General features: G+C 62.1%; 19 protein-coding genes. 14 read left to right on the forward strand and 5 right to left on the reverse strand.

All coding sequences use genetic code 11. From position 1 onward, the window contains the following. Window positions 1-582, reverse strand: a complete 582-nt coding sequence (locus IFT63_RS12760) for a nitroreductase (protein ID WP_192084467.1) — start codon at window positions 580-582, stop codon at window positions 1-3. Window positions 583-1,045: 463 nt separating this feature from the next. Between IFT63_RS12760 and IFT63_RS12765 the strand changes: the two genes are divergently transcribed. The 12 genes from IFT63_RS12765 (at window position 1,046) to IFT63_RS12825 (ending at window position 20,062) form a co-directional block, all read left to right on the forward strand. Continuing rightward, window positions 1,046-3,340: a DUF1631 domain-containing protein gene (locus IFT63_RS12765; RefSeq protein WP_192084618.1), complete on the forward strand. Its 2,295-nt coding sequence runs from the start codon at window positions 1,046-1,048 to the stop codon at window positions 3,338-3,340. A gap of 418 nt (window positions 3,341-3,758) precedes the next feature. After that, on the forward strand, window positions 3,759-8,231 hold the full coding sequence (locus tag IFT63_RS12770) for an RHS repeat-associated core domain-containing protein (RefSeq protein ID WP_192084469.1): 4,473 nt from the start codon (window positions 3,759-3,761) through the stop codon (window positions 8,229-8,231). 699 nt (window positions 8,232-8,930) lie between these two features. Then, window positions 8,931-10,898 (forward strand): RHS repeat-associated core domain-containing protein, encoded by a 1,968-nt coding sequence (locus IFT63_RS12775; RefSeq protein ID WP_192084471.1) that lies wholly within the window; start codon window positions 8,931-8,933, stop codon window positions 10,896-10,898. 7 nt (window positions 10,899-10,905) lie between these two features. Further along, window positions 10,906-11,325 (forward strand): hypothetical protein, encoded by a 420-nt coding sequence (locus IFT63_RS12780; RefSeq protein WP_152620584.1) that lies wholly within the window; start codon window positions 10,906-10,908, stop codon window positions 11,323-11,325. 662 nt (window positions 11,326-11,987) lie between these two features. Continuing rightward, window positions 11,988-13,895 carry an RHS repeat-associated core domain-containing protein gene (locus tag IFT63_RS12785; RefSeq protein ID WP_192084473.1) on the forward strand — a complete coding sequence of 636 codons (1,908 nt, stop codon included), beginning with the start codon at window positions 11,988-11,990 and terminating at the stop codon, window positions 13,893-13,895. A 17-nt stretch (window positions 13,896-13,912) separates the two neighbouring features. Further along, entirely contained in the window at window positions 13,913-14,353 is a 441-nt protein-coding gene (locus IFT63_RS12790) for a hypothetical protein (protein WP_192084474.1), read from the forward strand. Between the two features lie 1,035 nt (window positions 14,354-15,388). Further along, window positions 15,389-15,823, forward strand: a complete 435-nt coding sequence (locus IFT63_RS12800; RefSeq protein ID WP_192084476.1) for a hypothetical protein — start codon at window positions 15,389-15,391, stop codon at window positions 15,821-15,823. A 421-nt stretch (window positions 15,824-16,244) separates the two neighbouring features. Beyond that, window positions 16,245-16,562: a hypothetical protein gene (locus IFT63_RS12805; RefSeq protein ID WP_192084478.1), complete on the forward strand. Its 318-nt coding sequence runs from the start codon at window positions 16,245-16,247 to the stop codon at window positions 16,560-16,562. A 158-nt stretch (window positions 16,563-16,720) separates the two neighbouring features. Next, window positions 16,721-17,182 carry a hypothetical protein gene (locus IFT63_RS12810; protein ID WP_192084480.1) on the forward strand — a complete coding sequence of 154 codons (462 nt, stop codon included), beginning with the start codon at window positions 16,721-16,723 and terminating at the stop codon, window positions 17,180-17,182. Between the two features lie 503 nt (window positions 17,183-17,685). Continuing rightward, entirely contained in the window at window positions 17,686-17,985 is a 300-nt protein-coding gene (locus IFT63_RS12815; protein ID WP_157825189.1) for a hypothetical protein, read from the forward strand. Between the two features lie 453 nt (window positions 17,986-18,438). Beyond that, window positions 18,439-18,885, forward strand: a complete 447-nt coding sequence (locus IFT63_RS12820; RefSeq protein WP_192084482.1) for a hypothetical protein — start codon at window positions 18,439-18,441, stop codon at window positions 18,883-18,885. A 91-nt stretch (window positions 18,886-18,976) separates the two neighbouring features. Then, window positions 18,977-20,062 (forward strand): NAD(P) transhydrogenase subunit alpha, encoded by a 1,086-nt coding sequence (locus IFT63_RS12825; RefSeq protein WP_192084484.1) that lies wholly within the window; start codon window positions 18,977-18,979, stop codon window positions 20,060-20,062. 159 nt (window positions 20,063-20,221) lie between these two features. Here IFT63_RS12825 and IFT63_RS12830 read toward each other — a convergent pair whose 3' ends face one another. From IFT63_RS12830 to IFT63_RS12840, 3 genes are read right to left on the reverse strand one after another with little or no spacing between them, the layout of a single operon-like run. Continuing rightward, window positions 20,222-20,656, reverse strand: a complete 435-nt coding sequence (locus IFT63_RS12830; RefSeq protein ID WP_192084486.1) for a DUF3106 domain-containing protein — start codon at window positions 20,654-20,656, stop codon at window positions 20,222-20,224. Window positions 20,657-20,660: 4 nt separating this feature from the next. Next, on the reverse strand, window positions 20,661-20,987 hold the full coding sequence (locus tag IFT63_RS12835; protein WP_192084487.1) for a hypothetical protein: 327 nt from the start codon (window positions 20,985-20,987) through the stop codon (window positions 20,661-20,663). Next, window positions 20,984-21,562: an RNA polymerase sigma factor gene (locus IFT63_RS12840; RefSeq protein ID WP_192084489.1), complete on the reverse strand. Its 579-nt coding sequence runs from the start codon at window positions 21,560-21,562 to the stop codon at window positions 20,984-20,986. The genes IFT63_RS12835 and IFT63_RS12840 overlap by 4 nt, the downstream gene beginning before the upstream one ends. Before the next feature lie 96 nt (window positions 21,563-21,658). On the opposite strand from IFT63_RS12840, the gene IFT63_RS12845 reads away from it, so the two are divergent. Both IFT63_RS12845 and IFT63_RS12850 read left to right on the forward strand, forming a co-directional pair. Next, window positions 21,659-21,979, forward strand: coding sequence for an NAD(P) transhydrogenase subunit alpha (locus IFT63_RS12845; protein ID WP_042613078.1), 321 nt, complete (start codon window positions 21,659-21,661; stop codon window positions 21,977-21,979). Beyond that, complete coding sequence (locus IFT63_RS12850; RefSeq protein ID WP_182657535.1) at window positions 21,976-23,436, forward strand: NAD(P)(+) transhydrogenase (Re/Si-specific) subunit beta; 1,461 nt, start codon at window positions 21,976-21,978, stop codon at window positions 23,434-23,436. Before IFT63_RS12845 ends, IFT63_RS12850 begins: the two co-directional genes overlap by 4 nt. 157 nt (window positions 23,437-23,593) lie before the next feature. Here IFT63_RS12850 and IFT63_RS12855 read toward each other — a convergent pair whose 3' ends face one another. After that, window positions 23,594-24,025 carry a hypothetical protein gene (locus IFT63_RS12855; RefSeq protein WP_042613065.1) on the reverse strand — a complete coding sequence of 144 codons (432 nt, stop codon included), beginning with the start codon at window positions 24,023-24,025 and terminating at the stop codon, window positions 23,594-23,596. Window positions 24,026-24,038 lie beyond the last annotated feature (13 nt).

Here is a 24,038-nt window from a genome sequence, read left to right on the forward strand (position 1 = left end):
TCACGCCGTGCCCGTCCAGTCCTGCAGCAGCGCGGCGGCATCCGGCCGGTCGCGTTCCGGCACGGGAGTCTTCGGGGTGCCGATGTGGATGAAACCAGCGATCTGTTCCCCTTCGGCCAGGCCCAGGTGGGCGTGCACGGCCGGGTCGAAGGCCATCCAGGCAGTCAGCCACTGCGCGCCGAAGCCGAACGCCTGGGCGGCGTGCAGCAACGCGAAACAGACGCAGCCGGCGGTCATCAGCTGCTCCTGCTCGGGCACCTTGGCGTCCGGCTTGGAGCTGGCCACCACGGTGATCACCAGCGGCGCGTGCGAGAAGCGCTGGCGATCCTTGTCCAGCTGCGCGGCGGAAATGTCCGGATCGCGCTGCAGGGCGCGCTCGGCCAGGAAGGCGCCGAGGGCATGACGGGCATCCCCGCTGATCTTCAGGAAACGGAACGGCACCCGCTTGCCGTGGTCAGGCACACGCACCGCAGACTGCAACATGCGCAGCAGGGTGGCGGCGTCCGGACCGGGCTCGCCCAGCTGCCGCGAAGGCACGGAACGGCGGGCGTCGAGGGCGAGCAAGGCAGCAGGTTCAGACATGCGGGGGAGCCATCCGTTTGGAGCGGAACGCCAGTATAGCGAGCGCCATCTGGCGCCCCGCTGAGTCGCCGTGATGTCCGCCATCGTGAACCGCCAAACTGCGAACTGTCTTCACGCCATAGATGAACGGTTCATCACGTTTGCGGCGGTATAGTTCGAGGCCGGACGGGCCGTCGGCCCGTTTACCTCCCCCCAGCGACAACTGTGATGTCCATCATGCCCCCGCCGTGCGCCGAGCGCGTTGCAGCGCTCGCGCTGCAGGCCCTGCAGCGCTTACGATACGTACCTTGCCGGTCGTCTGGTCATGGGGTGCGGAAGTGAGGACTGTTTCACTGTCCGCAGTGGCGTGGACGGCCTACCATCGATCTGCTCACGCTGGGGAGGCGCGGGCAGTCATGTCATCGTTGTCGTATCGAGATTCTGCGAAGGTGGGGAGCCTTCTCGCATGGTGACGCCCAGTCCGATGGGAGCGCCGGGACGCGACGCGTCCCAGCTCATGCTGGTCCGTGAGGCGGCATTGCCGGCCATCACGCTTGCGTTCACGACCGTGCTTTCGCGGTTTGACGACGTGCTGTTCGATCGCGCCGCTACCGCAGGCGCCTCCCAGCTGTTGTTCCTGGACGGCATGCGTGAACTGCGTCGCCGCCGCCAGGAGATCAGTGACGGTTTCTCCGCCCACCTGCAGCGCAGCTGGGACGCCTTTGAAAGCGGCGCGCCGTTGTCGGCGGAAGCGACGCTTTCCGGGCACCGCGACGACGGCCTGAGCCTGGTCGGCGAGCACGAACTGGAATCGCGGCTGGCGGTGCGTCAGTTCGCGATGCTGCTGCTGCGCGACTTCAAGTCCGTGCTGGGCCGGCTGGACCTGCGCTTGGGCTGGATCGGTGGCGGCCTGGAACTGGACGCCGACACCAATCCGATCAGCCCTGAGCAGTTGGGCGTAGCCATCCACGAAGCCTTCGCCGGCTGTGAGCTGGCCCCGGAAGTGCGGCTGGTGCTGATCAAGCTGTGTGAGCGCGACCTGCACGCCCCGATCGGCAAGATCTACGAAAAAATCGACGACCACCTGGCCAAGGCCGGGGTGCTGCCGAATGTCTCCGCGCCGCGCCGTGCGGCCCCGCAACGGGCCCCCAGCCCGCCGCCGCAGGGCATGCTCGACGATCTGGTGGAACCGCGTCATCCGCCCGGCGCCGACGGCGCCGATGGCAGCCAGGGCGCACCGGCGTGGGCGCAGCGCTTCACGGACCGCTGGGCCCAGCAGCGCGGCAACCTGCAGGGGCACCCCGGTGATGACGGGGGCCACGGCAGTGCTGGCGGTGAGCAGGGCATGCTGCTGGATGCGCTGCACGAACTGCTGCGGCAGACCCGCCATGTGCGCGAGGACGCCACGTCCGCCGCGCAGGTCGCGGTGGGTCAGCAGCGACCGCTGAGCCAGCGCGAAATGATGTCGGTGCTGTCGCTGCTGCAGGCCACGCCGAGTGCCACGCTGCGCGCGGCGATCGGCGAAGACGGCGAATCGCTGGCGCAGCGCCTGAAAAGCGAAGTGCTGTCCAACGCCACCCAGCTGGGTGTGGATCCCAGCCAGGCCCGGCTGGACCCGCAGGACGAAGATGCCATCGACCTGGTCGGCATGCTGTTCGACGTGATGCTGGACGAGCGTGAACTGGAAGGGCGTTCGCGCGAGCTGATCGGCCGGCTGGTGGTGCCCTTCGTCAAGGTCGCCATGCTGGACCGCCGCATGTTCGTGCAGAAGACCCATCCGGCCCGCAAGCTGCTCAATTCGCTGGCCGAAGCATGCGAAGGCAACACCGGCGAAAGCCAGGCCGAGCGCGTGCTGATGGGCAAGGTCGAAGAAATCATCGAACGGCTGGTGGCGGAGTTCAATGAGAACCTCGCCATCTTCCTGACCCTGGAAGAAGAGTTCCGCGATTTCCTGGCCCAGCATCGGCGCCGGATTGAAATCGCCGAGCGGCGCGCCGCGGAAACCCAGCGCGGCCAGGAGAAACTGGAAATGGCCCGCGCCCGCGCCAGTGCCGAGCTGGACCGGCGTATTGCCGACGCCACGCTGCCGCAGGCGATCGCTGAATTCCTGCGCCAGCCGTGGCAGCACCACCTGACCCTGGCGCTGCTGCGCGAAGGCGAAGAAGGTGCATCCGTGGCCGAAGCCCTGACCTTGGCCGACGGCCTGCTGGACGAAGTGGCCGAAGCGCGCCGCAAGATCGTCGGCAAGCCGTGGCTGCAGGCCTGGCAGCCGGCTTTGGGGCGCGTGTTCGCCAGCGTCGGCGTGCACGGTGATGGCGCCGCGCGCGCCGTCGATGCGTTGCACGACACCCTGCAGAGCATCGCCGAGTCGCGCCCGGAATTGGAGCGCGCCCTGCCTGAGCTGCCGCAGGTGGTACTGCCCGCCCCGCCGGCATCGGATACGGCATCGGTGGAAGTGACCGCATCGGTGGAAGACGACAATTTCGACAATGCGGACGCGGATCGATTCCGCCGCATGGAAGTCGGCATCTGGCTGGACTTCATCGACAAGGACGGCAAAGTGCAGGCCGGCAAGCTGTCGTGGATCAGTCCGATCTCGCAGCGCCTGCTGTTCGTCAACCGCCGCGGCGTACGCTTCTGCGTCGCATCGCCGGAAGAACTGGCGGTGATGGTGCGCCTGGGCCGCCTGCGCCCGCACGTGGATGACGGCGCCTTCGACAGTGCCATGCAGGGCGTGATCGATCGCTTGGATCCGCGCGGAAGCACCACCGTCCACTGATTGGCTGGGTAGCGCCGAGCCATGCTCGGCGGGCGCAGGGTGCCGGTCAGGACGACCGGCATAGCCATGCTCGGCGGGCGCAGCGGCGTCAGCCGGTACCCGGTTGTCTCAAACCTGCAATGCGCTAACCGAGACGCCGGGCACAAACATTCACCTCCTTCCTGGGTTCTGATGGCGCACGGGCTGCCGTGTTGGTTGCGGCTGCCACCACGTTCTCAACGGATGGAGACAAGGATGTTGACGTTTTCAATGGCAGTCCCGCGCATGTGCGCGGTAACTGTGCTTATGCTCATTCTGGCGCCTGGTCTGGCCCGCGCGCAGGAAGTCACCAAGGGCTGGCACACCTACGCCACCACCGGTGGGCAGCCTTTGCCGACCGAACGTGACGCCCAGCGCGTGATTGAAGCCTCCTTCGAAAATGTATCAACAGTTTGGTGCCTTCTCGTGGGAGATACGCGACCAGACCATTCTTGAAGAAAAAACAATCTACGCCTATCGGGTTAAGCCGCAGGCCATGAACCGGTCGCCTTGGAAGTACACGTCGGGATCGCGGAATTTTGATAGTGAAGAGCAGCTCCTGAGCTACCTGGTGTCTTTGGGTGATCCCCAGTGCCCCGCAGCCACCATCTCCGCACCCGACTGGAAGCGCATTTCAGCAGGCCCCGGCGGCGACGAGGTCAACAATACCGCCGAAGAATCCGAGTTTCAGCGGGTGTTGTACCTTCAGGAGAGCGACGGCACCTGTAGTGCGATGGCGGGGAGGGCATATGCGCAACGGAATCGCACGGTCGCCTGTCCGAACAGCATCCTGCTGAAGTGGAACTCCGGCCTCGGTGCATGCGGCATGGCACCTGATTATGAAGGGGCTGGTGCTATAGGACTCACCTACTGGAGCAGCCCGGTCACCAACGAGTGCCAGGTCGGCAATCCATGCGATCCCACGACAGGTGACAAGTTCGAAACTGAGGACGACCTTTCCGTCAGCTGGCTGACCTTCGAACGCTACTATCACTCCCAAAGCAGTACGGCCGGTGGTGCCTTTGGTCCGGGTTGGACGCACTCACATAACATCCGGCTCGCCATGGGCGTCGATACGACCACGATGCCTGCCGGGACCGAACTGAAGGTCGGCCTGGTGGAGGCAGATGGCAGCCACATCGCCTTCGTCAAGCAAGGGACAGAGTACGAGGCCAACAATGGCAGCGGCGATCGGGTGTCGCAGCAGGGCACCGACTGGACGCTGCGGCGCCGCGACGAAGTCATGGTCTTCAATGCAGCAGGGCGGCTGCAATGGCGTGAATTCGAAGACGGCACCTGGTTGCAGTATGTCCATGACGCACGCGGGCGCCTGATGTCCATCACGCATTCGACGGGCCGCCAACTGACGCTGCAGTATCAGTTGCCCTCCGACGACGCGGTCATCTCCTCGCTCTCAATCGGCGACTCCGTCGTGGCTTCATATCTGTACGCCAGCGACGGCAAATTGCTTTCGGCAACCTACCCCGACAGTGGCACGCGGACGTACCACTATGAAGACAGCCGCTTCCCCCAGCACCTGACCGGCATCACTGCCGAAGATGCCCAGCGATTCAGTTGGTTCGGTTACGACGAAAAAGGCCGGGTCACCTGCAGCCGGCATTCGGGCGACTGCACGCAGAGCGACGTCGGCGTGGACGGCGTCAAACTGGCCTATACCGCGACGGGTACCGTCGTGACCGATGCGCTCGGTCGGCAGTCGAACTTTGGGCTGACGGCCTCAGGCACCAGTGGCCTGCCGCGCAAGGTCAATGGCATCACCGATTCCCAGGGAACTATCAGCCGAACCTACCTGCCTGAAACCACGGATTTCCGCAGGCGCGTGCAGAGCGTCACGGACCGTCGCGGCACGACGACCAGCCACCTGTATGCAGACATCAATGATCCCGCCGCGGGTGCGGTGCAGAGCCACACGGTGACCGAAGCGGTCGGACTGCCCGAGCAGCGCGTGTCGACCACCCAGGTAGCGGTCGGCAGCAATCGCGTCGTACTGCAGCGCGAAGCCAACCGTGAAACCCGCATCACGCGCAATGCGAGGCTGCAGCCGGTCTCGGTCACCATGCAGGACCTTGTCAGCGGGCAGACACGCGTGACCACGTTTGCCTACTGCGAAACGGTGGGCGCTGATTGTCCGGAGGTTGGTCTGCTGCGCAGCGTGGACGGCCCGCGCAGCGGCGTGGCCGACACCGTCACCTACGCGTACTACACCGCTGACGATACCGGCTGCGGCAGCACCGGCGCGTGTACGCTCCGCAAAGGCGATCTGCGCAGCACCACCAGCGGTCTCGGGCACAAGGTCGACGTGCTGGCCTACGACGCGGCGGGGCGGATACTTTCCTCGCGGGACGCGAACAATGTAATTACCGACTATCGGTACCACGCCCGTGGCTGGCCGACACAGGTGATCGTCCGTGGCGCAACCACCTCGGACGACCGGGTTACTTCGATCGCGTACTGGCCGACAGGCCACGTCAAGCAGGTGAACCAGCCTGATGGTAGTGCGGTCACCTACGAATACGATGCCGCGCAGCGGCTCACCGACATCGCCGACACGGCAGGGAACACACTGCACTATGTTCTGGATAATGCGGGAAATCGCCTGCAGGAGAAGGCGCTAGACAACGCAGGTACGCTTCGCCGCACATTGGCACGCGTATACGACACGCTGGGCCAGCTGACCGCGCTCAAGGACGCAGGTAACCACGCTACGACCTATGGCTATGACGCCAACAGCAATCCGACCCTCGTCACCGACGCCTTGCTTCGCCCCAGCACGCAGGGTTTCGATGCGCTGAATCGCTTGGCGCGTTCGCTGCAGGACAGTACGGGTGTCGCGGCCGAAACCCTGATGCAGTACGACGCGCTGGACAACGTTACGCGCGTTACCGATCCAAAAGGCCTGCATACCAACTATCAGTACAACGGCTTCGGTGACCTGCTGGTCCTTTCCAGCCCGGACACGGGAAGCGCCACGATGACCGTCGATGCCGCAGGTAACAGGGTGACGCGTACCGATGCGCGTGGGGTCACTGCGACCTATGGCTACGATGCGTTGAGCCGCGTTACGTCCATCGCCTATCCCGATCCCACTCAAGACGTGGGGGTGCAGTACGACGTCGCACCGGCGGCATGCGCAGCGACAGAGCGCTTCGCGATCGGCCGGGTTGGACGCGTGGTTCACCCCGGTGGATCTACCCAGTATTGCCACGACCGCTTCGGTCAGGTGACCCGTAAGATCCAGACGATCAACAACGTCGCAACGACCCTGCGGTACACGTACGACAAGGCGGGACGGCTTGCCTCTGTGATCTATCCTGGTGGGGCGGTGGTCGACTACATGCGGGATGCCCAGGGCCGCGTCACCCAGGTAGGCCTGAAGCGTGGAACTTTGGCTCGACAGGTTCTGGTCAAGCAGGTGGGTCATGCGCCATTCGGTCCGATCACCGGCTGGACCTATGGAAACGAACGTCGCCTGAACCGTCCGCATGACCAGGACTACAGGGTGAGCAGCGTCAGCGATGCCTCGACCGGTGGGCTCAAGCTGGGATTTGGATATGACGCAGTGGGGGCGCTTACCCAGCTGCGTGCCGGTGCATCCGGAAGCGTGCTCGCGACCTACCGCTACGACGGAATGGGGCGCCTGCTGCAGGCGGCGGATGCTGCGGGGATGCCGACGCATACCTATGGCTGGGATGCGACCGGTAACCGGTCGCAGGCCGGCAGCGCTGCCGGAACGCTGGCGTATCACTACCCGGCTACCAGCCATCGCCTGACCGGCGTGGGTGGGCAGGCGCGGAGCTATGACGCAGCGGGCAATACGACGCAGATGAACGGCCTGACCTACGGGTACAACAGTGCCGGCCGACTGGGGCAGGCCAAGCAGGGGAGCACTTCGCTGGGAATCTACCGCTATAACCACCGGGGCGAGCGCGTGCTGCGGCAGGCGGGCGGCAAGACCACCACGACGCTGTATGACGAATCCGGCCAATGGCTGGGCGAATACAGCGCAAGCGGGGTGCCACTGCAACAGGTGGTGTGGCTGGAGAACTATCCGATTGCGGTGTTCAGTGAATCCAGCGCGGGTGTGCCTGCGCTGGGGTATGTGCAGCCGGATCACCTGGGGACACCGCGCGTGATCATTGATGCGGCGCGTAATGTGGCTGTGTGGGAGTGGGCGCTGACGGGTGAGGCGTTCGGGGCGGATGCTGCGAATGAGGATCCGGATGGCGATGGGATTGCATTCGGTTTTGCACTGCGGTTCCCGGGGCAGCAGGCGACGCCGGAGAGCGGGCTGAACTACAACTACCAGCGGGATTATGATGCGGGGGTGGGGCGGTATGTGCAGAGTGATCCGATTGGGTTATTGGGCGGGCTTAGCACATATGGGTATGTGGAGGGAGATCCATTGCGATCGGTTGATCCACTCGGACTACAGGTGGTGGGGAGTCCAAACGAGATGAAAATGTGGGGCCAAGGGCACAACATTCGCTCCCCTGACTTTGTCAAGGTCAGTGTGTCATTCTATGTTTTTGGCGCGTCTCGCTCTTTTTCTCGAAGCGGGAACACATTTGTGACTGGCGGACTAAGTCGACCTTATCCTTCTCCCAATGGGCGCCTGCAGGCTTCGCTGAGTATTGGGTGGCTCAATCAATGCGAAGTTCCCACGGGCGCCAAGGTCGATGATCATCTCGGGGGGTTCGGAATTTCGGGTGCAGGCGGCTATCGCGGCGTGGGCGGAGGGTTAAATTATTCTCCAAACGCGGGCACTTCGACTGAGGTGGGCGTCGGAATAGGTGGCGGGTTCTCTCCTGGTGAGGTATCTCGAAGTGACGGAAGCTGGGGAGGTTCGTGGTGAAAGCCAAACTCGTTCTAGTTGCATTGGTGTGTACTTTTATTGTGATAAGTTGGTTATCAGTTACGCGAAGTCTGGTTCGAGGTGATTGGTCTGGCCGACCAAGCGACGGGGAATTAAAGGCCGCTAACGAGGGTTTGAGATTCCCGCAGAATAGTGATGTCCGAAAGCAGAGAGCGTTGTCCCGCGGGACATTTATCGGCATGACGGCTGAAGCCAAGACGGCGTTGACGGTCGAGGTGGCCTCAAGGCACTTCCTTGACTTGGCAAGGCGAAATGAATGGACGTTACGATCTGACCGATTCGTCGCTAGGGGCCGGAGGATGATCTTCTGCGATGGCAGGTTTGCACACGATATTGAGCTGTCTGCACGCGGGGCTGAAGCATTGATATACGCGGGAACGTACTGGGAAACTGACGTGAATAGTCCTCGTTACTGTAAGGCGGAAAGTGCCAGATAAGCCGGTAAGAGTTTGTTTAATGTCGCCAACGAGTGTTGCCCGCGCTCAGAGTTGCCATGTGACAAGGACGGGACTTGGAGGCGCCGAAGCGTTTCTGGGGTCGGCACTCGAGCGTGAGCCTCGAGACTCTTCTCGCATTTTGAAAGGTTGGGTGCTGACGTGTCGACCGCCGTCGCTTTGATGCAATTCAGCCGCTATGTATCTTCGGCCGTTTCTTCTGCCCTGAGAAAGATTGCATCAAATGAGCGCGTCCGAGGGACTGCATACTAGCTATCAGTACAACGGCTTCGGTGACCTGCTGGTCCTTTCCAGCCCGGACACGGGGAGCGCCACGATGACCGTCGATGCCGCAGGCAACAGGGTGACGCGTAGCGATGCGCGTGGCGTCACCGCGACCTATGGCTACGATGCGTTGAACCGCGTAACGTCCATCGGCTACCCCGATCCCATTCAAGATGTGGGGGTGCAGCACGACGTCGCACCGGCGGCATGCGCAGCGACAGAGCGCTTCGCCATAGGCCGGGTTGGGCGCGTGGTTCACCCCGGTGGATCTACCCAGTATTGCCACGACCGCTTCGGTCAGGTGACCCGTAAGATCCAGACGATCAACAATGTCGCAACGACCCTGCAGTACACCTACGACAAGGCGGGACGGCTTGGCTCTGTGATCTATCCTGGTGGGGCGGTGGCCGACTACATGCGGGATGCGCAGGGCCGCGTCACCCAGGTAGGACTGAAGCGTGGAACCTTGGCTCGGCAGGTTCTGGTCAAGCAGGTGGGCCATGCGCCGTTCGGCCCGATCACCGGCTGGACCTATGGAAACGAACGTCGTCTAAACCGTCCGCATGACCAGGACTACAGGGTGAGCAGCGTCAGCGATGCGTCGACCGGTGGACTCAAGCTCGGATTTGGATATGACGCAGTGGGGGCGCTTACCCAGCTGCGTGCCGGTGCATCCGGAAGCGTGCTCGCGACCTACGGCTACGACGGAATGGGGCGCCTGTTGCAGGCGGCGAATGCTGCGGGGATGCCGACGCATACCTATGGCTGGGACGCGACCGGTAACCGGTCGCAGGCCGGCAGCGCTGCCGGAACGCTGGCGTACCACTATCCGGCTACCAGCCATCGCCTGACCGGCGTGGGTGGGCAGGCGCGGAGCTATGACGCAGCGGGCAATACGACGCAGATGAACGGCCTGACCTACGGGTACAACAGTGCCGGCCGACTGGGGCAGGCCAAGCAGGGAGCCACTTCGCTGGGAATCTACCGCTATAACCATCGGGGCGAGCGCGTGCTGCGGCAGGCGGGCGGCAGAACCACCACGACGCTGTATGACGAATCCGGCCAATGGCTGGGTGAATACAGCGCAAGCGGGGTGCCACTGCAGCAGGTGGTGTGGCTGGAGAACTACCCGATTGCGGTGTTCAGTGAATCCAGCGCGGGTGTGCCGGCGCTGGGCTACGTGCAGCCGGATCACCTGGGGACACCGCGCGTGATCATTGATGCGGCGCGTAATGTGCCGATCTGGGAGTGGAATCTGACGGGTGAGGCGTTTGGTGCGGATGCGGCGAACGAGGATCCTGATGGAGATGGGGTTGCGTTCGGATTTGCGCTGCGGTTCCCGGGGCAACAATACACACCGGAGAGCGGGCTGAACTATAACTACCAGCGGGATTATGATGCGGGGGTAGGGCGGTATGTGCAGAGTGATCCGATTGGGTTCGTCGGTGGGCTTGATACCTACGGCTATGGAAGCGGGCGGCCATTGCAGTTGATTGATCCTTATGGGTTGCAATCGAAGCCAGAAGGTATATCTAGAGGCGACGGTGGTGAGTATGTGTTTGATTGGAGAAGCAGAGTTGAAGGTGCATTGGAGGCCTTGGCGTTCCCTGTCTCTGCTCCGGTTGCGGCGGTTGTTCAAGCTGGCGGGTATCAAGACATGTTGCAAGATCGCACGATCGGGAGCGATAAGTACTTCCACTGTGTCGCTAATTGCCAGTCCAGTCGCGCAGCTGGCAAATTGGCCACCTGCGCAGTTGCAAACTCTCGGGAGGACGTACAGGAAAGAGCTGGCATGCATAACGAAGATCGTCGTGCTGACGAAGCGGCAAACGCACTCGGTAGGGAGGTTGCAGGTAGAGATGAATCATGCCAAAAGGCGTGCTCTACATTTCTTGTAAGAGGCATAAATCCGCGCTACTTGCCTTGAGGCACCTATGAAATATGAGATTCGCCACTGCTTATTGATTGCTCTTGTCGTGGTACTCACATCTGGATGCCGAGGGCAAACGGAAATTTACTCTGATCTTGCTTCAGCGAGCGCGTCAGGAATTATAGAAAAAGGATGGCTCCCGGATTTTCTTCCCCGTTCTAGTCGCAGCTTGGAAATAACGACTGACGTCGAATTCTCGGTCGCACGCGGAAGCTTCAGCTTTGACCGACGTGAATACATAAGTTTCGTTTCGCAGTTGGTTCCCTACGAGGGGGAGCGATCTCCAAGCGTTGAAGACAACATGCTAATTGATGCATTGGTTCAAGATGGTCGCCATGCATGGGCCTACTCGTCTGGCGCGACAAAATGGGTGTTCCTGTGCGGGAAAGAGCAGGCGGACTGCAAGTTCTTCGTATGGCAATAGAGGGCTGCCGGTTTCTGGTGTGTCGTCATCGACTGCTTCGGTCGGCCAGTTTGGGAGGGCGGAGTGGGCAATGCGACGGCGCGGTTGGGATGCTGCCCCGGCCCGCGAATGGACAGACTCGAGCGGAGACGGTGGAGTAACCGCGCGAAGATTGAAGCATTGCCCTGGGAGGGCTGAAATGGAATGTAGTGCATTCGTTGTGTTGGAAATATATGACCTAATTTTCTTTTCGATGCGCGACGAAGAGAGTCTTTTTTGCCTGGCTTGGACCCATTGCTGCCATTAAATAGATAAGGGGCTCGGGTGATTCAATAAACTTGAACGTTGCCCATCTTTCTCTGGAACGTGGCACTTTCCTGCGGAATCGGTGCCTACAAGCGTGGGTCTGAAGAGGGCCTCGCCAGCGTGATGCTAACCAGTCGCTCCGCCTTTTGGATAGGTCTACCTCTTGGAATAATTCTTCTTAATTATTTGGTTTTCTGGTTTTCCAGGTTCATCAACAAGGTCATCCTGGTTGTTCTAATCATCGCGCAGTTCCCGCTGTTTGCAGCGTTCTTTTTCTACAGTCCTGGTGGGGTGTGACCGGCTGCTTAGACTATTTCGTTTACAACGGCTTCGGCGACCTGCTGGTCCTTTCCAGCCCGGACACGGGGAGCGACACGATGACCGTCGATGCCGCAGGTAACATGGCGACGCGTAGCGATGCGCGTGGCGCCACTGCGACCTATAGCTATGATGCGTTGAACCGCGTTACATCCATCGCCTATCCCGATCCCACTCAAGACGTGGGGGTGCAGTACGACGTCGCACCGGCGGCATGCGCAGCGACAGAGCGCTTCGCGATCGGCCGGGTTGGACGCGTGGTTCACCCCGGTGGATCTACCCAGTATTGCCACGACCGCTTCGGTCAGGTGACCCGTAAGATCCAGACGATCAACAACGTAGCGACGACCTTGCGGTACACCTACACCAAGGCGGGGCGACTGGCGTCTGTCATCTATCCCGGTGGGGCGGTGGCCGACTACATGCGGGATGCGCAGGGCCGCGTCACCCAGGTAGGACTGAAGCGTGGAACCTTGGCTCGGCAGGTTCTGGTCAAGCAGGTGGGCCATGCGCCGTTCGGCCCGATCACCGGCTGGACCTATGGAAACGAACGTCGCCTGAAACGTCCGCATGACCAGGACTACAGGGTGAGCAGCGTCAGCGATGCGTCGAACGGTGGGCTCAAGCTCGGATTTGGATATGACGAAGTGGGGGCGCTTACCCAGCTGCGTGCCGGTGCATCCGGAAGCGTGCTCGCAAGCTACGGCTACGACGGAATGGGGCGCCTGTTGCAGGCGGCGGATGCTGCGGGGATGCCGACGCATACCTATGGCTGGGACGCGACCGGTAACCGGTCGCAGGCCGGCAGCGCTGCCGGAACGCTGGCGTATCACTATCCGGCTACCAGCCATCGTCTGACCAGCGTGGGTGGACAGGCGCGGGCCTATGACGCAGCGGGCAATACGACGCAGATGAACGGCCTGACCTACGCCTACAACAGCACTGGCCGACTGGGAAAGGTCAAGCAGGGAGCCACTTCGCTGGGACTCTACCGCTATAACCACCGGGGCGAGCGCGTGCTTCGGCAGGCGGGCGGCAAGACCACCTCGATGCTATACGACGAATCAGGCCAGTGGCTGGGCGAATACAGCGCAAGCGGGGTGCCACTGCAACAGGTGGTGTGGCTGGAGAACTATCCGATTGCGGTGTTCAGCGAATCCAGCGCGGGTGTGCCGGCGCTGGGCTACGTGCAGCCGGATCATCTGGGCACACCACGTGTGATCATCGACGCGACGCGTAACGTGCCGGTGTGGGAGTGGGCGCTGACGGGTGAGGCGTTCGGGGCGGATGCTGCGAATGAGGATCCGGATGGTGATGGGATTGCATTCGGGTTCGCGCTGCGGTTTCCGGGGCAGCAGGTGACGCCGGAAAGTGGGCTGAACTACAACTACCAGCGGGATTATGATGCTGGGGTGGGGCGGTATGTGCAGAGTGATCCGATTGGGTTGGCGGGTGGGGCCGGCACCTACCCCTATGCCGGCGGAGTTCCGATCACCCGCGTTGGCCCTTTAGGATTGCAGGAATTCCATCCTGGGGTCAGTAAGTCAGAGACTGGGGCCTATACAGTTAACTGGAGATATTACGTTAATAGAAGTTTGGAGGCGCTCGGCTTACCGGCCGCATTCGCCGCGGGAGCGGGCGATTTTGGCCAACAGTACGCTAACCAGTGGTCAGCCACCCATGCAGTTGGTGGGGCACACAAGGAATGGATCGGTCAGGACAAATATTTTCATTGTATGGCGAATTGCCAAGCTGCGCAGAAAGGCATGGGAGGAGTGGCCGCTGCCCAGTGTATAAGCGACGGGCGCGAATGGTTCGATCAGAGGATTAAAGGGGATTCTGCTGACGACTCGGCGGCTGATCAATTAGCAAACCTGCTTGGACGATCGTCAGGGCAAATGAAATCTGCAGGGAATTGCTCGCAGATGTGCGGAAACTATCGCCCAGGCGGGAACTTCCCATTTTAATTATTTGGAAACCTACAGTGGGCATCTTCAAGCCTTTCATGGCAATAACTTTGATTATTGCAATTTCAGGATGTGTCGAAGTTGCGAGCAACGAGTATGCCAATCGCGATCAAGCCCAAGCGATGCAGGCAATTGGCGATTCCAAATGGCTGCCGCTGTGGTTGCCTGAAGATGCCGTGGATATTCGTGAGGCGCACGATATGGACACAAATGAGTCATGGTTGGTTTTTGCTCCCAGTAGCGGAGCTTTTGTCTTGCCGGAAGAGTGTAGAAAAACGACAGAGCTAGAGATACCGGACAGCAGCGTGATGCAGCGGTTTCCGCGATTCGCTCGTGCAGCTCGGTCACGCGCATCGGGCAACGCAGGCACGTCCTACTTATGTCTAGAGGGCAATACTAATCGATGGGTGATGCACGATAAAGAATTGAACTTGGTCTACAGTAGGGTGAAGTTCTGAGGTGAGACCTGATCTAGCCCCCGAATCATGGACACGGGGTTTGGAAGCGTTGGGTCTGCGAAACTAACCCTGACGTCTGAGTGCTTGGCGGGGCGAGCTGCGACTGTAAGCGTGGTTTTCGCCGGCGCGGGTATAGGGGTCGGTTCGCCTGTAACTCTCACCGTCTCAAACGTTACTCTATCCGGCGGGAACCTGATGTTGGTTGATCCCGGCGACCTAGTTGGTCCAGCGAGCCTACTCTCGATCGGTGCTGCTGTTGGTGGTGGTGCTGCCTTGTACGAAGTGAAACTCGGGGCTGTGAAGTCTGTCGGATGGGGAGGCCAGGGTGGCTGGGACGCATCCGCTAGCTATATCGGGGGATTTTCAAGAGCTAGCGAGGACGGAGTAGTGTGGAGTAAATGCGAATGCTGACTGTTGATTTAGGGTTTTGGCTGTTCTCCATATCCTTCGTCCTCATGGTGTCGATTATGGTGATACGGGGTATTGCGGTAGCGCGTTTGCGGAGTAGAGATCGGGATGCGTGGGTCAGGCTGGGCTCTCCCCAGCTTCTCGAGCGAGATCACTTTTTTCAGAAATTTCCCTTCAGGGGCTTGGGGGCTGTGTACTCCGCGGAGTGTAGAGCGCATCGGCTCGTACTGATCGCCTTCGTTGTGAATGCCATTATATTTCTCCTGGCCCTGTCAGGAGCTTTCGCATGCTTGGTTATGCATGAGTGATTTAGGCTGAGTCGACGCTATGTTTGATTGGAGAAGCAGGGTGAAGGTGCATTGGAGGCCTTGGCGTTCCCTGTCTCTGCTCCGGTTGCGGCGGTTGTTCAAGCTGGCGAGTATTAAGACATGTCGCAAGATCGCACGATCGGCAGCGATAAGTACTTCCACTGTGTCGCTAATTGCCAGTCCAGTCGCGCAGCTGGCAAATTCGCCGCCTGCGCAGTTGCAAACTCTCGGGAGGACGTTATGGGAAGAAATCTCACTGTTCCTGTGAATGAGCAGAACATCAAAGATATTTTGACGGCTGGAAACGAGTTGATCCGGCATGGCTGCGGTTGCAACTAAGCTCCTGTTTTTCGCTGCGATGGTCTTGGTTACTGCCTGCCAGGCTGAGCAGGAGGCAACCGTCCTAAGCGAAAGATTCAACGTCTGCGCGGCACTCCCGCCGGGTGTCACGTTTCAGCCTCAAGAGCCTGGGCCGGACTTTGACTTGGGCAACATCCAAGTGAATGATTCAGTGGCCGAAGTTCAGATAGGTGGGCACCCAAGGTTCTCACATAGAGCTATCGAGGAAGGTATAAACGCAACGGATGGATTCAAATTACTCGGTAAGGAAAGAACCGATGGAAAAGACAAGTTTTTGTTCGCTTACGAGCGTGGTGATGAGGCGGGGCCGGTATACGTAATGGTTATGGCTCCAGATTTGCATGAATTTGAGCTGGTTCTGAATAGGAAAGCTCTTCTGGTGGTTTGCGGATAGTCCAGTCGGCTCGCGACGTAGAGCGGCGCGATGTTTGCGGGTGCAAGGCGGTTGGGCAAGCCCAGACCTCGGCGATCTCTGATGGAATGATCAACTACTGCCACGACCGCTGCGGTCAGGTGACCCACGGAGCGACGACCTTGCGGTACACCTACACCAAGGTGGAGCGACTGGCTTCTGTCATCTATCCGGGTGGCGTGGCGGCTCCCGCTTTGCCAGGTACGCGAAAGGTTCATGTCCGCCGAAGGACGGGCCGAAGTAGGGTCCGTAGCCCGAAGGGGCACTCTTACACGGGCGGACGCGGATGGTAACGTAGGGGTTCCCAGTGGGTGGGGCGGTTCAGCGCACCGAGGCTCGCACCAGGACGTGCAAGATAAAAGGGTGGGGCTCACGACAATGAATGCCCAGGAGACAGACGACGATGAGTAGCCAAGAGCCCCTCGAAATAGAGATGGCTGGTGTCAAGTTCTATTCCGCTCAGGATGAGCTTTACTTTTTCACATGGTTGAAAAGTATTGGATCAGTGTGCGACGTATTTGGTCAGGGGCGAGCCATATACGCCATTGTTGATAGGGGGGAGCTTACGTTTGACGATGCACTTGAATTCATATCACTTTTCCGTCGCTATCTGATTCCGTTTTCTGAGCTAAAGCGTTTGGATGTTCCAGAAATATCAAAGAAATTCAGGGATCCAAGTGGATTTTGGTACACGGAGGTGTTCGGGGATGGGGGCGATTAGAATGACCAGCGCGTCTCGCCAAACTGCTGCGGTACATGGTGGCGGCGGGCTTTTATCATTCTCCGCACGCCGACAATTCGACCGAGCTGGCGTCGGACTAGGGCGCGGGCTATCGCCTGCTGAGTCCCTCGAGGTGACGTAAGCTTGGGAGATTGGTGGTGAAATCCAAATTCGCCCTTATGGCATTGGTCTGTATATTTATCGTGATGAGCTGGCGGTTGGTTACACAAAGCTTGGTTCGAGGTGATTGGTCTGGCCGACCAAGCGGCATGGAATTACGGGCGGCTAACGAAGATTTGGAATTACCGGAAAATAGTGATGTTCGAACGCAAAAGGCGCTATCGCGCGGAACATTTATCGGGAGGACGGCTGAAGCCAAGGCGGCCTTGACAGTCGACGTGGCCTCCAGACATTTCATTGATTTAGCAAGGCGACATGACTGGACGTTACGATCCGACAGATTCGTCGCTATGGGTCGTAGGATGATATTTTGCAATGGAAGGCTTTCACATGATATTGAGCTATCAGCGCGGGGGCGTGAGACCCTGATTTATGCGGGAACTTACTGGGATACCGATGTGGATAGTCTTCGTTACTGCAACGAGAAAGTCGCCAGATGAGCCAGTATGGCTGTGCTGAATGTAATCGGCGGGGCAGGGCGGTCTTAAGAGGGAAGCGCATCGCGAGATCTGATTTCACTGATCTCTTCAGACGGTGCACGCTTGATGTTTTTCAGGGACGGCGAGGTTGCTGTAATCGGGGGCAAGCGAGGAGTGAGGGGGCTGAGCATGGACGTGTGCGCTCGACACCAGGTTCCTGAAGCGATGTATGCTCCGTCTATCATCCCGCAGGATTGCCGGCAGCGGTGCTGAGATGACATGTAAAAGAAGCCTGGTAATGCTAGTGCTCTTGGCTTTTGTGATCTTATCTACTGGGCTTTGGATGGTCCGCCAGTTGGATATAGATGGCTGTCTTGACGCAGGAGGTAGATGGAACTACGTGGTGGATGGATGTGAGCTAAGTTGAATCCGACTTTTATAGCGGCTATGTGACGTCTCTCCGGCCGGGTTTCCTGATGCTTGGCTCAAGCGTGTTGGATAGGAAAAAGTATGCGGAGTCTGAGATGGATAAGGGTGGGGTCGTTCAATTAGCGATAGCTGATTTAACTTTCTTCTCGCCTCGCGACGAAGAAAACCTGTTTGCCTGGCTTGCATCCGTTTCTGCGATTGAAGAGATCAAGGGTTCGGGCGATTCAATATATTTGCGCGTGGCGACATCTCTTGGGGATGATGACCTGATGGAGCTGATCTCAATTTTCAGCCGCTACGGCATCGACATGGCGCAGCTGTCGATTTTCGATGGCGTCAGATTTCCCTGGCTGAGGGAAAAGGGAATGTTCTGGTACCAGCCCATGTTTGGATGACAGTACGCCGTCAAAAGCGTCGGCGGCCAAAGCAGCATGCGTGGTGGAACAGGCCCCTCTTATGCAGGTCAAGCCAGCCGGAGGGCACGCCTTCCCGGCTGGGCACCGGATGGGCTGTCGTCAACATCCTGCATGAGAGGGAGCGACGCTCAAATCACCTCCAGTCTTATCCTTAGGCCGAGTGCGCGCAGCCCGCAGTGCACGCTGTCGAAATATAGAGGGCGGGTGCCGCTCATCCGCGCGGCGCACGTGCGAAGCGGTACTCGCGCGTTGGGTCACAAACGTAGCGCCAGCATGTCGGCCACGATGAACGGAGCAAGGCATCACGGGCCGATATACCATCGCGCCTTGGCGGAACCGCATCGCGTCGTATTTGACACTTTCACGGTGGGGTCCGGTGTAGTGACATGGAGCCTGTGGCCGGTGTGGCCACCCAGGCAGGAGAAGACAAGGATGATGTCGATATTCTCGCGGCTGTTTGCGCCCAAGGCCGCTTTGAGTCGGTTGGAAGTGCTGATCGTGCACTGCGTGCAGGCGCAGCTGAACCCGGAAATGGCGACCCGCTGGGCCGGTCAGATCCTCTGCATTACGGGTATCGAACGCCTGCCCGGAAGACGCACGATGCGCCTGCACCAGACGTCGCGGGGCAAGCCAGTGGTAGACAACGGCCTTGCGCTGCCGCTCGCTGGGCATGACGGGCCGTTGGCCGAGGTGACGGTCAGCGTCGCCGGCGGCTTCACGCCGCTCAGGGCCGTGCTGCATTGCCAGAACGGGCTGCTCTCGGCGATTGAATATCACGATGACAGTACGTGGATGGACGAGGTTGCCAGCAGGCGCGGCGCGCACGACCTCACCCTCCAGTGCATCCTGATGCCGGACGCTGCCCTTGTCGTGGGATAGATGAAGCCGCTCGCCGGCGGCAGGCCGCCAGGCCAGCAACGGCGCGTGGGGCGCGCTACTATCGGCTGATTACCGATCAGCGGGGAAGCGTATGTCCGTAGCGTTGCTGGGGGTCAAGGAAACCGCACCAGGAGAGCGCCGTGTGGCGCTTACCCCGGAAACGGCGAAGAAACTGGCCGCACGCGGTGCCACGGTCTGGTTCGAGGCCGGTGCGGGCACATCGGCGGGCTTCCCTGACCAGGCCTACCTGGATGCCGGCGCACTGCTGGTCGATGACAGCCGCTGGGCGGATATCGATGCGTTGCTCTGCGTGCAGTCACCCGCGCCTGCGCGGCTGGCACGGTTGAAGCCCGGTGCCAGTGTGGTCGGGTTGCTGCAGCCGGCGCGCGATGCGGTGCTGGCTGCACTGGTTACGCAGCCGGGCTTGCAGCTGTTTCCGTTGCAATTGCTGCCGCGTACCACCCGCGCGCAATCGATGGACGTGTTGAGTTCACAGGCGGGCATGGCTGGCTACAAGGCGACCTTGATCGCCGCCGAGCGGGCGCCGCGCTTCTTCCCGATGTTGACCACCGCGGCGGGCACGGTGCGCCCGGCCAAGGTGCTGGTGGTGGGCGCGGGCGTGGCCGGTCTGCAGGCTATTGCCACGGCGCGGCGGCTCGGCGCGCAGGTGGAAGGCTTCGATGTGCGACCGGAAACGCGTGAGCAGATCCAGTCGCTGGGTGCGCGCTTTCTCGACCTTGGCGTCAGCGCGGCCGGCGAGGGCGGCTATGCGCGTGCGCTGACCGATGAGGAGCGCGCGCTGCAGCAGCAGCGGCTGGCCGACCATCTGCGCGGCGTGGACGTGGTGATCTGTACGGCGGCGGTACCGGGGCGCACGGCGCCGGTGATCCTGAGCCAGGCGATGGTGGAAGGGATGGCGCCGGGCAGCGTGATCGTGGATCTTGCCGCGGAAAGTGGCGGCAATTGTGCGGTGACCGTGCCGGGTGAGTGCATCGAGCACGCTGGGGTGGTCGTGGATGGCCCGTTGAACCTGGCCAGTCTGGGCGCGGCGCAGGCCAGCGAGATGTATGCGCGCAATGTGTTGAACTTCGTCAGCCTGTTCGTGCATGACGGGGAGGTGCGGTTTGATTGGGAGGATGAGCTGTTGGCCAAGACGCGCTGGGTGGCGGGTGGCTGAGCGGTAGTCTCAACCGCAACGGCGTGACGACCAACGGTCGTCACCTACCGGGGCGAGAGCGTGACGACCAACGGTCGTCACTACCGGGAGCAACAGCGTGACGACCAACGGTCGTCACCCACCAAGGCCAGGGGCCGTCACTACCGGAGCGTCGGCGCGTCAGTCGCGGTTGCGCGGGGGCGGCGGGTTGTCGCGTACCCATTGGCGGCGCTGGTCGTTGCTCATCGTGCCCCAGCGGGCGCGCAGTTCAGTGCGCTGCTCCGGGGTCATGCCGCGCATCTTGGCGAACAGCGCGCGCGCCTGTTCGCGCTGCTCCGGGCTCATGCCATCGAAACGGCGCATGCCCTTGCGGGCCTGTTCGCGCTGCTCCGGTGTCATCGATTGCCAGCGCTGGCCGTGCTGCAGCATGCGCTGGCGCTGCGCGGGCGGGGCGCTGTTCCAGCGGTCGCGCAGCGGGGCGACCAGTGCGTCGCGCTGGGCCGGGGTCAGCTGTTCCCAAGCCGGCGGCGCGGCCTCCTGCGCGAACGCCGCGCCACCAACGCTCAGCAGTACAAGCAGCACAGGCAACAGGCGGGAAGGCGGATAAACGTTCATCAGGTTACTCCATCGCCAGGTCGGTGCTGGCCAGCCACAGGTAAAGATCGGGGTTTTCATCCAGCGCGGCGCCATCGCTTTCCAGCGCGGCCACCATCGGCGCCACCGCAGGCAACGGTGAAGGCGGCGAGCGCATCTGCAGGCTCAGCCCGACGCCCAGCGCGGCCACCCCGGCAAAGGCGGTAGCCATCCACCAGGCGGGTCGCCGCCGCGATGCCGCCGTGGCATGCCGCGCGTTGCGCAGGCGCGCCAGGGTGGCGGGCGACAGCGCCTGCACGGCCTGGTGGTGCAGGGCCTGCAACTGGTCGTCGGGGGGCAGGGTGCGGCTCACGTCGGATCCTCCATCAGGGTTCTCAGCGCGTCGCGGGCGCGCGCCAGGTGGGTCTTTACCGCGCCTTCGCTGCAGCCCATGGCGCGTGCGGTGGTGGCGCCGTCCAGGTCCTGCAGCACGCGCAGGGTGAAGGCTTCGCGCTGTCGCGGCGGCAGCGCGCGCAGCGCCTGCACCAGCGCATCGTACTGTTCGCGCCCGGCATGGACGTCGGCCGGGCCCGGGCCCTCATCGGCCCAGTCCACCGGCTCACCGTCGCTGTCCACGTTGTCGCGCCAGAACGGCAGGCGGAAGCGGCGTCGGCGCTGCAGGTCGATCACCCGCCGGCGCAGGATGCTCCAGAACAGCGGCGGCCACTCGGCGGCCGGCTTTTCCCGGTAGTCCAGCATGCGGATCAGGCTGTCCTGCACCGCGTCCAGCGCATCCTCGCGATGGCGCAGGCCGGCCTCGGCGAAGCGGAACGCGCGCGGTCCCACCCCGGCCAGGAACTGGTCCAGCGATGCAGGCGGTGCGTCGGCGGTCGGGGCCAGGGGGCTGCTCACCAGCACAGGGTACGGGTCCTTCGTCGGGCTCACCATGGACAACGCGTGCAGGCAGCCCGCGTTGACAGCGCAGCGCGCGCGGTTCAGCGCGTGGTTATGATGGGGCCTACATCCAGAGCGGGAGTCGTGCCGGTGAGTGACGGATTCGTGGCGCTGTACATCTTCATGCTGGCGGCCATCGCCGGCCATGTGATCATCTCGCGGGTGCCGGTGATCCTGCATACCCCGCTGATGTCCGGTTCGAACTTCATCCACGGCATCGTGCTGATCGGCGCGATGGTGGTGCTGGGCCACGCGCAGACCCCGCTGGAGAAGATCCTCGGTTTCGTCGCGGTGGTGCTGGGCGCAGGCAATGCCGCCGGCGGTTACGTGGTCACCGCGCGCATGCTGGAAATGTTCAAGCCCAGCGTCAAGCCGGCGCCCACCGACGCCGACAAGGAGCCGCAACCTTGAACGTCAGCACGCCTGAACTGCTGGATTGGCTGGTCAAGACCAGCTACCTCGTCGCTGCCACGCTGTTCCTGCTCGGCCTGCAGCGCATGGCCTCGCCGCTTACCGCCCGCAGCGGCATCCGCTGGGCCGGGCTGGGCATGTTGGTGGCCACCGTTGCCACCTTCTTCCTGCCCGAACTGCACAACATCCCGCTGATCCTGGTCGCGCTGGCGTTGGGTGGCGGATTGGCGTGGTGGTCAGCCGGCAAGGTCGCCATCACCGACATGCCGCAGATGGTGGCGCTGTACAACGGCATGGGGGGCGGTTCGGCCGCGGCCATCGGTGCGGTGGAGCTGCTGCGCTGGTCGGCGCTGGCCAACCGCGATACCAGCCACTGGAGCGCGCAGGCGTTGGCCGACCTGGCCGCGCGCCAGCCTTCGGCGATGGTGCTGACGCTGGCAGTGACCGGTGCGGCCATCGGCGCGGTGTCGCTGTCCGGTTCGGTGATCGCCTGGGCGAAGCTGGACGGTCGCCTGGACCGGCGCATCACCTGGCCGGGCCAGCAGGCGCTGAACATGATCGTGGCGGTGGCCGTGGTGGTGCTGGGCATCATCGCCGCCAGCACGCTGGCACCCTGGGCGATCATCGCCTTCTTCGTGCTGGCGCTGGCGCTGGGCGTGCTGATGACCCTGCCGATCGGCGGGGCGGACATGCCGGTGGTGATCTCGTTGTACAACGCGTTCACCGGCCTGGCGGTGTCGTTCGAAGGCTATGTGCTGGGCAACGAGGCGCTGATCATCGCCGGCATGATGGTCGGTGCGGCCGGCATCCTGCTGACCCGGCTGATGGCCAAGGCGATGAACCGGCCGATCAGCAACGTGCTGTTCTCCAACTTCGGTGGTGGCGCGGGCGGCGAGGCGCAGGAAATCACCGGCGCGCAGAAGCCGATCGATGCCTCCGACGTGGCAGCAATGATGGCCTTCGCCGAACGCGTGGTGATCGTGCCGGGCTACGGCATGGCCGTGGCCCAGGCGCAGCACAAGATCTGGGAGCTGGCGCAGCGGCTGATCGCGCGCGGGGTGAAGGTGAAGTTCGCGATCCATCCGGTGGCCGGCCGCATGCCCGGGCACATGAACGTGCTGCTGGCCGAAGCCGGCGTGCCGTATGACCTGATCGCCGACATGGACGACATCAATCCGGAGTTCCCCAGCACCGACGTGGTGCTGGTGATCGGTGCCAACGACGTGGTCAATCCGGTGGCACGCACCGATCCGGCCAGCGTGATCTACGGCATGCCGATCCTGGACGTGGTGAATGCGCGCAACGTGGTAGTGATCAAGCGCGGGCGCGGTACGGGCTTCGCGGGGATCGAAAACGCGCTGTTCTATGCGGACAACACCCGCATGCTGTACGGCGATGGAGCGGCGGCGGCGGGTTCGCTGGTGAGTGAACTGAAGGGGCTGGATGGGGGGCACTGAAGCCCCCCGGGCGCAACGGCATGACGGCCAGCGGCCGTCACTACCGGGGACCACAACGGTAGCGCCGAGCCATGCTCGGCGAGCGCAGCGGAAAGCAACAGCGTGACGACCAACGGTCGTCACCCACCAAAGCCGGTCGTCACCCACCGGCTTCGCGTCAGACGCGCTTCTGCCAGCCCAGCCACGCGGCGAACACCAGCGCCACCGGCAGCCACAGCCAGTCGGCGGTGACGTTGGCCAGCCCCACCAGCGTCCAGGCCAGGTGCGGGCCCATGCGCAACGCCGATTCCCACGGCGTGAGTCCCATCGAACCGCCCAGCCAGGCGCTGGCGATGCTCCACCAGGCCAGCGCGGTCACCAGCAGCGTGCCGCCGGCTACCAGCAGGGCGCGCAGCACGCCGCCGCGCAGGGTGCCCAGGCGCAGCATGAACAGCAGTTCCAGCGCCACCACGATCGCCATCCAACCCAACTGGCGGCCGGTCATCAATGCGAAGAACACCCAGGCCAGCAGGGCCGTGCCGGCGCCGATCAGGTACATCACGGGCCAGAGCCAGGACACGGTCCTGGTGCGTACAGCAGGAGAGGGCATGCGGATTTCCCTT

The organism is Stenotrophomonas sp. CFBP 13724 (genome assembly GCF_014841975.1).
Lineage (GTDB): Bacteria > Pseudomonadota > Gammaproteobacteria > Xanthomonadales > Xanthomonadaceae > Stenotrophomonas > Stenotrophomonas lacuserhaii.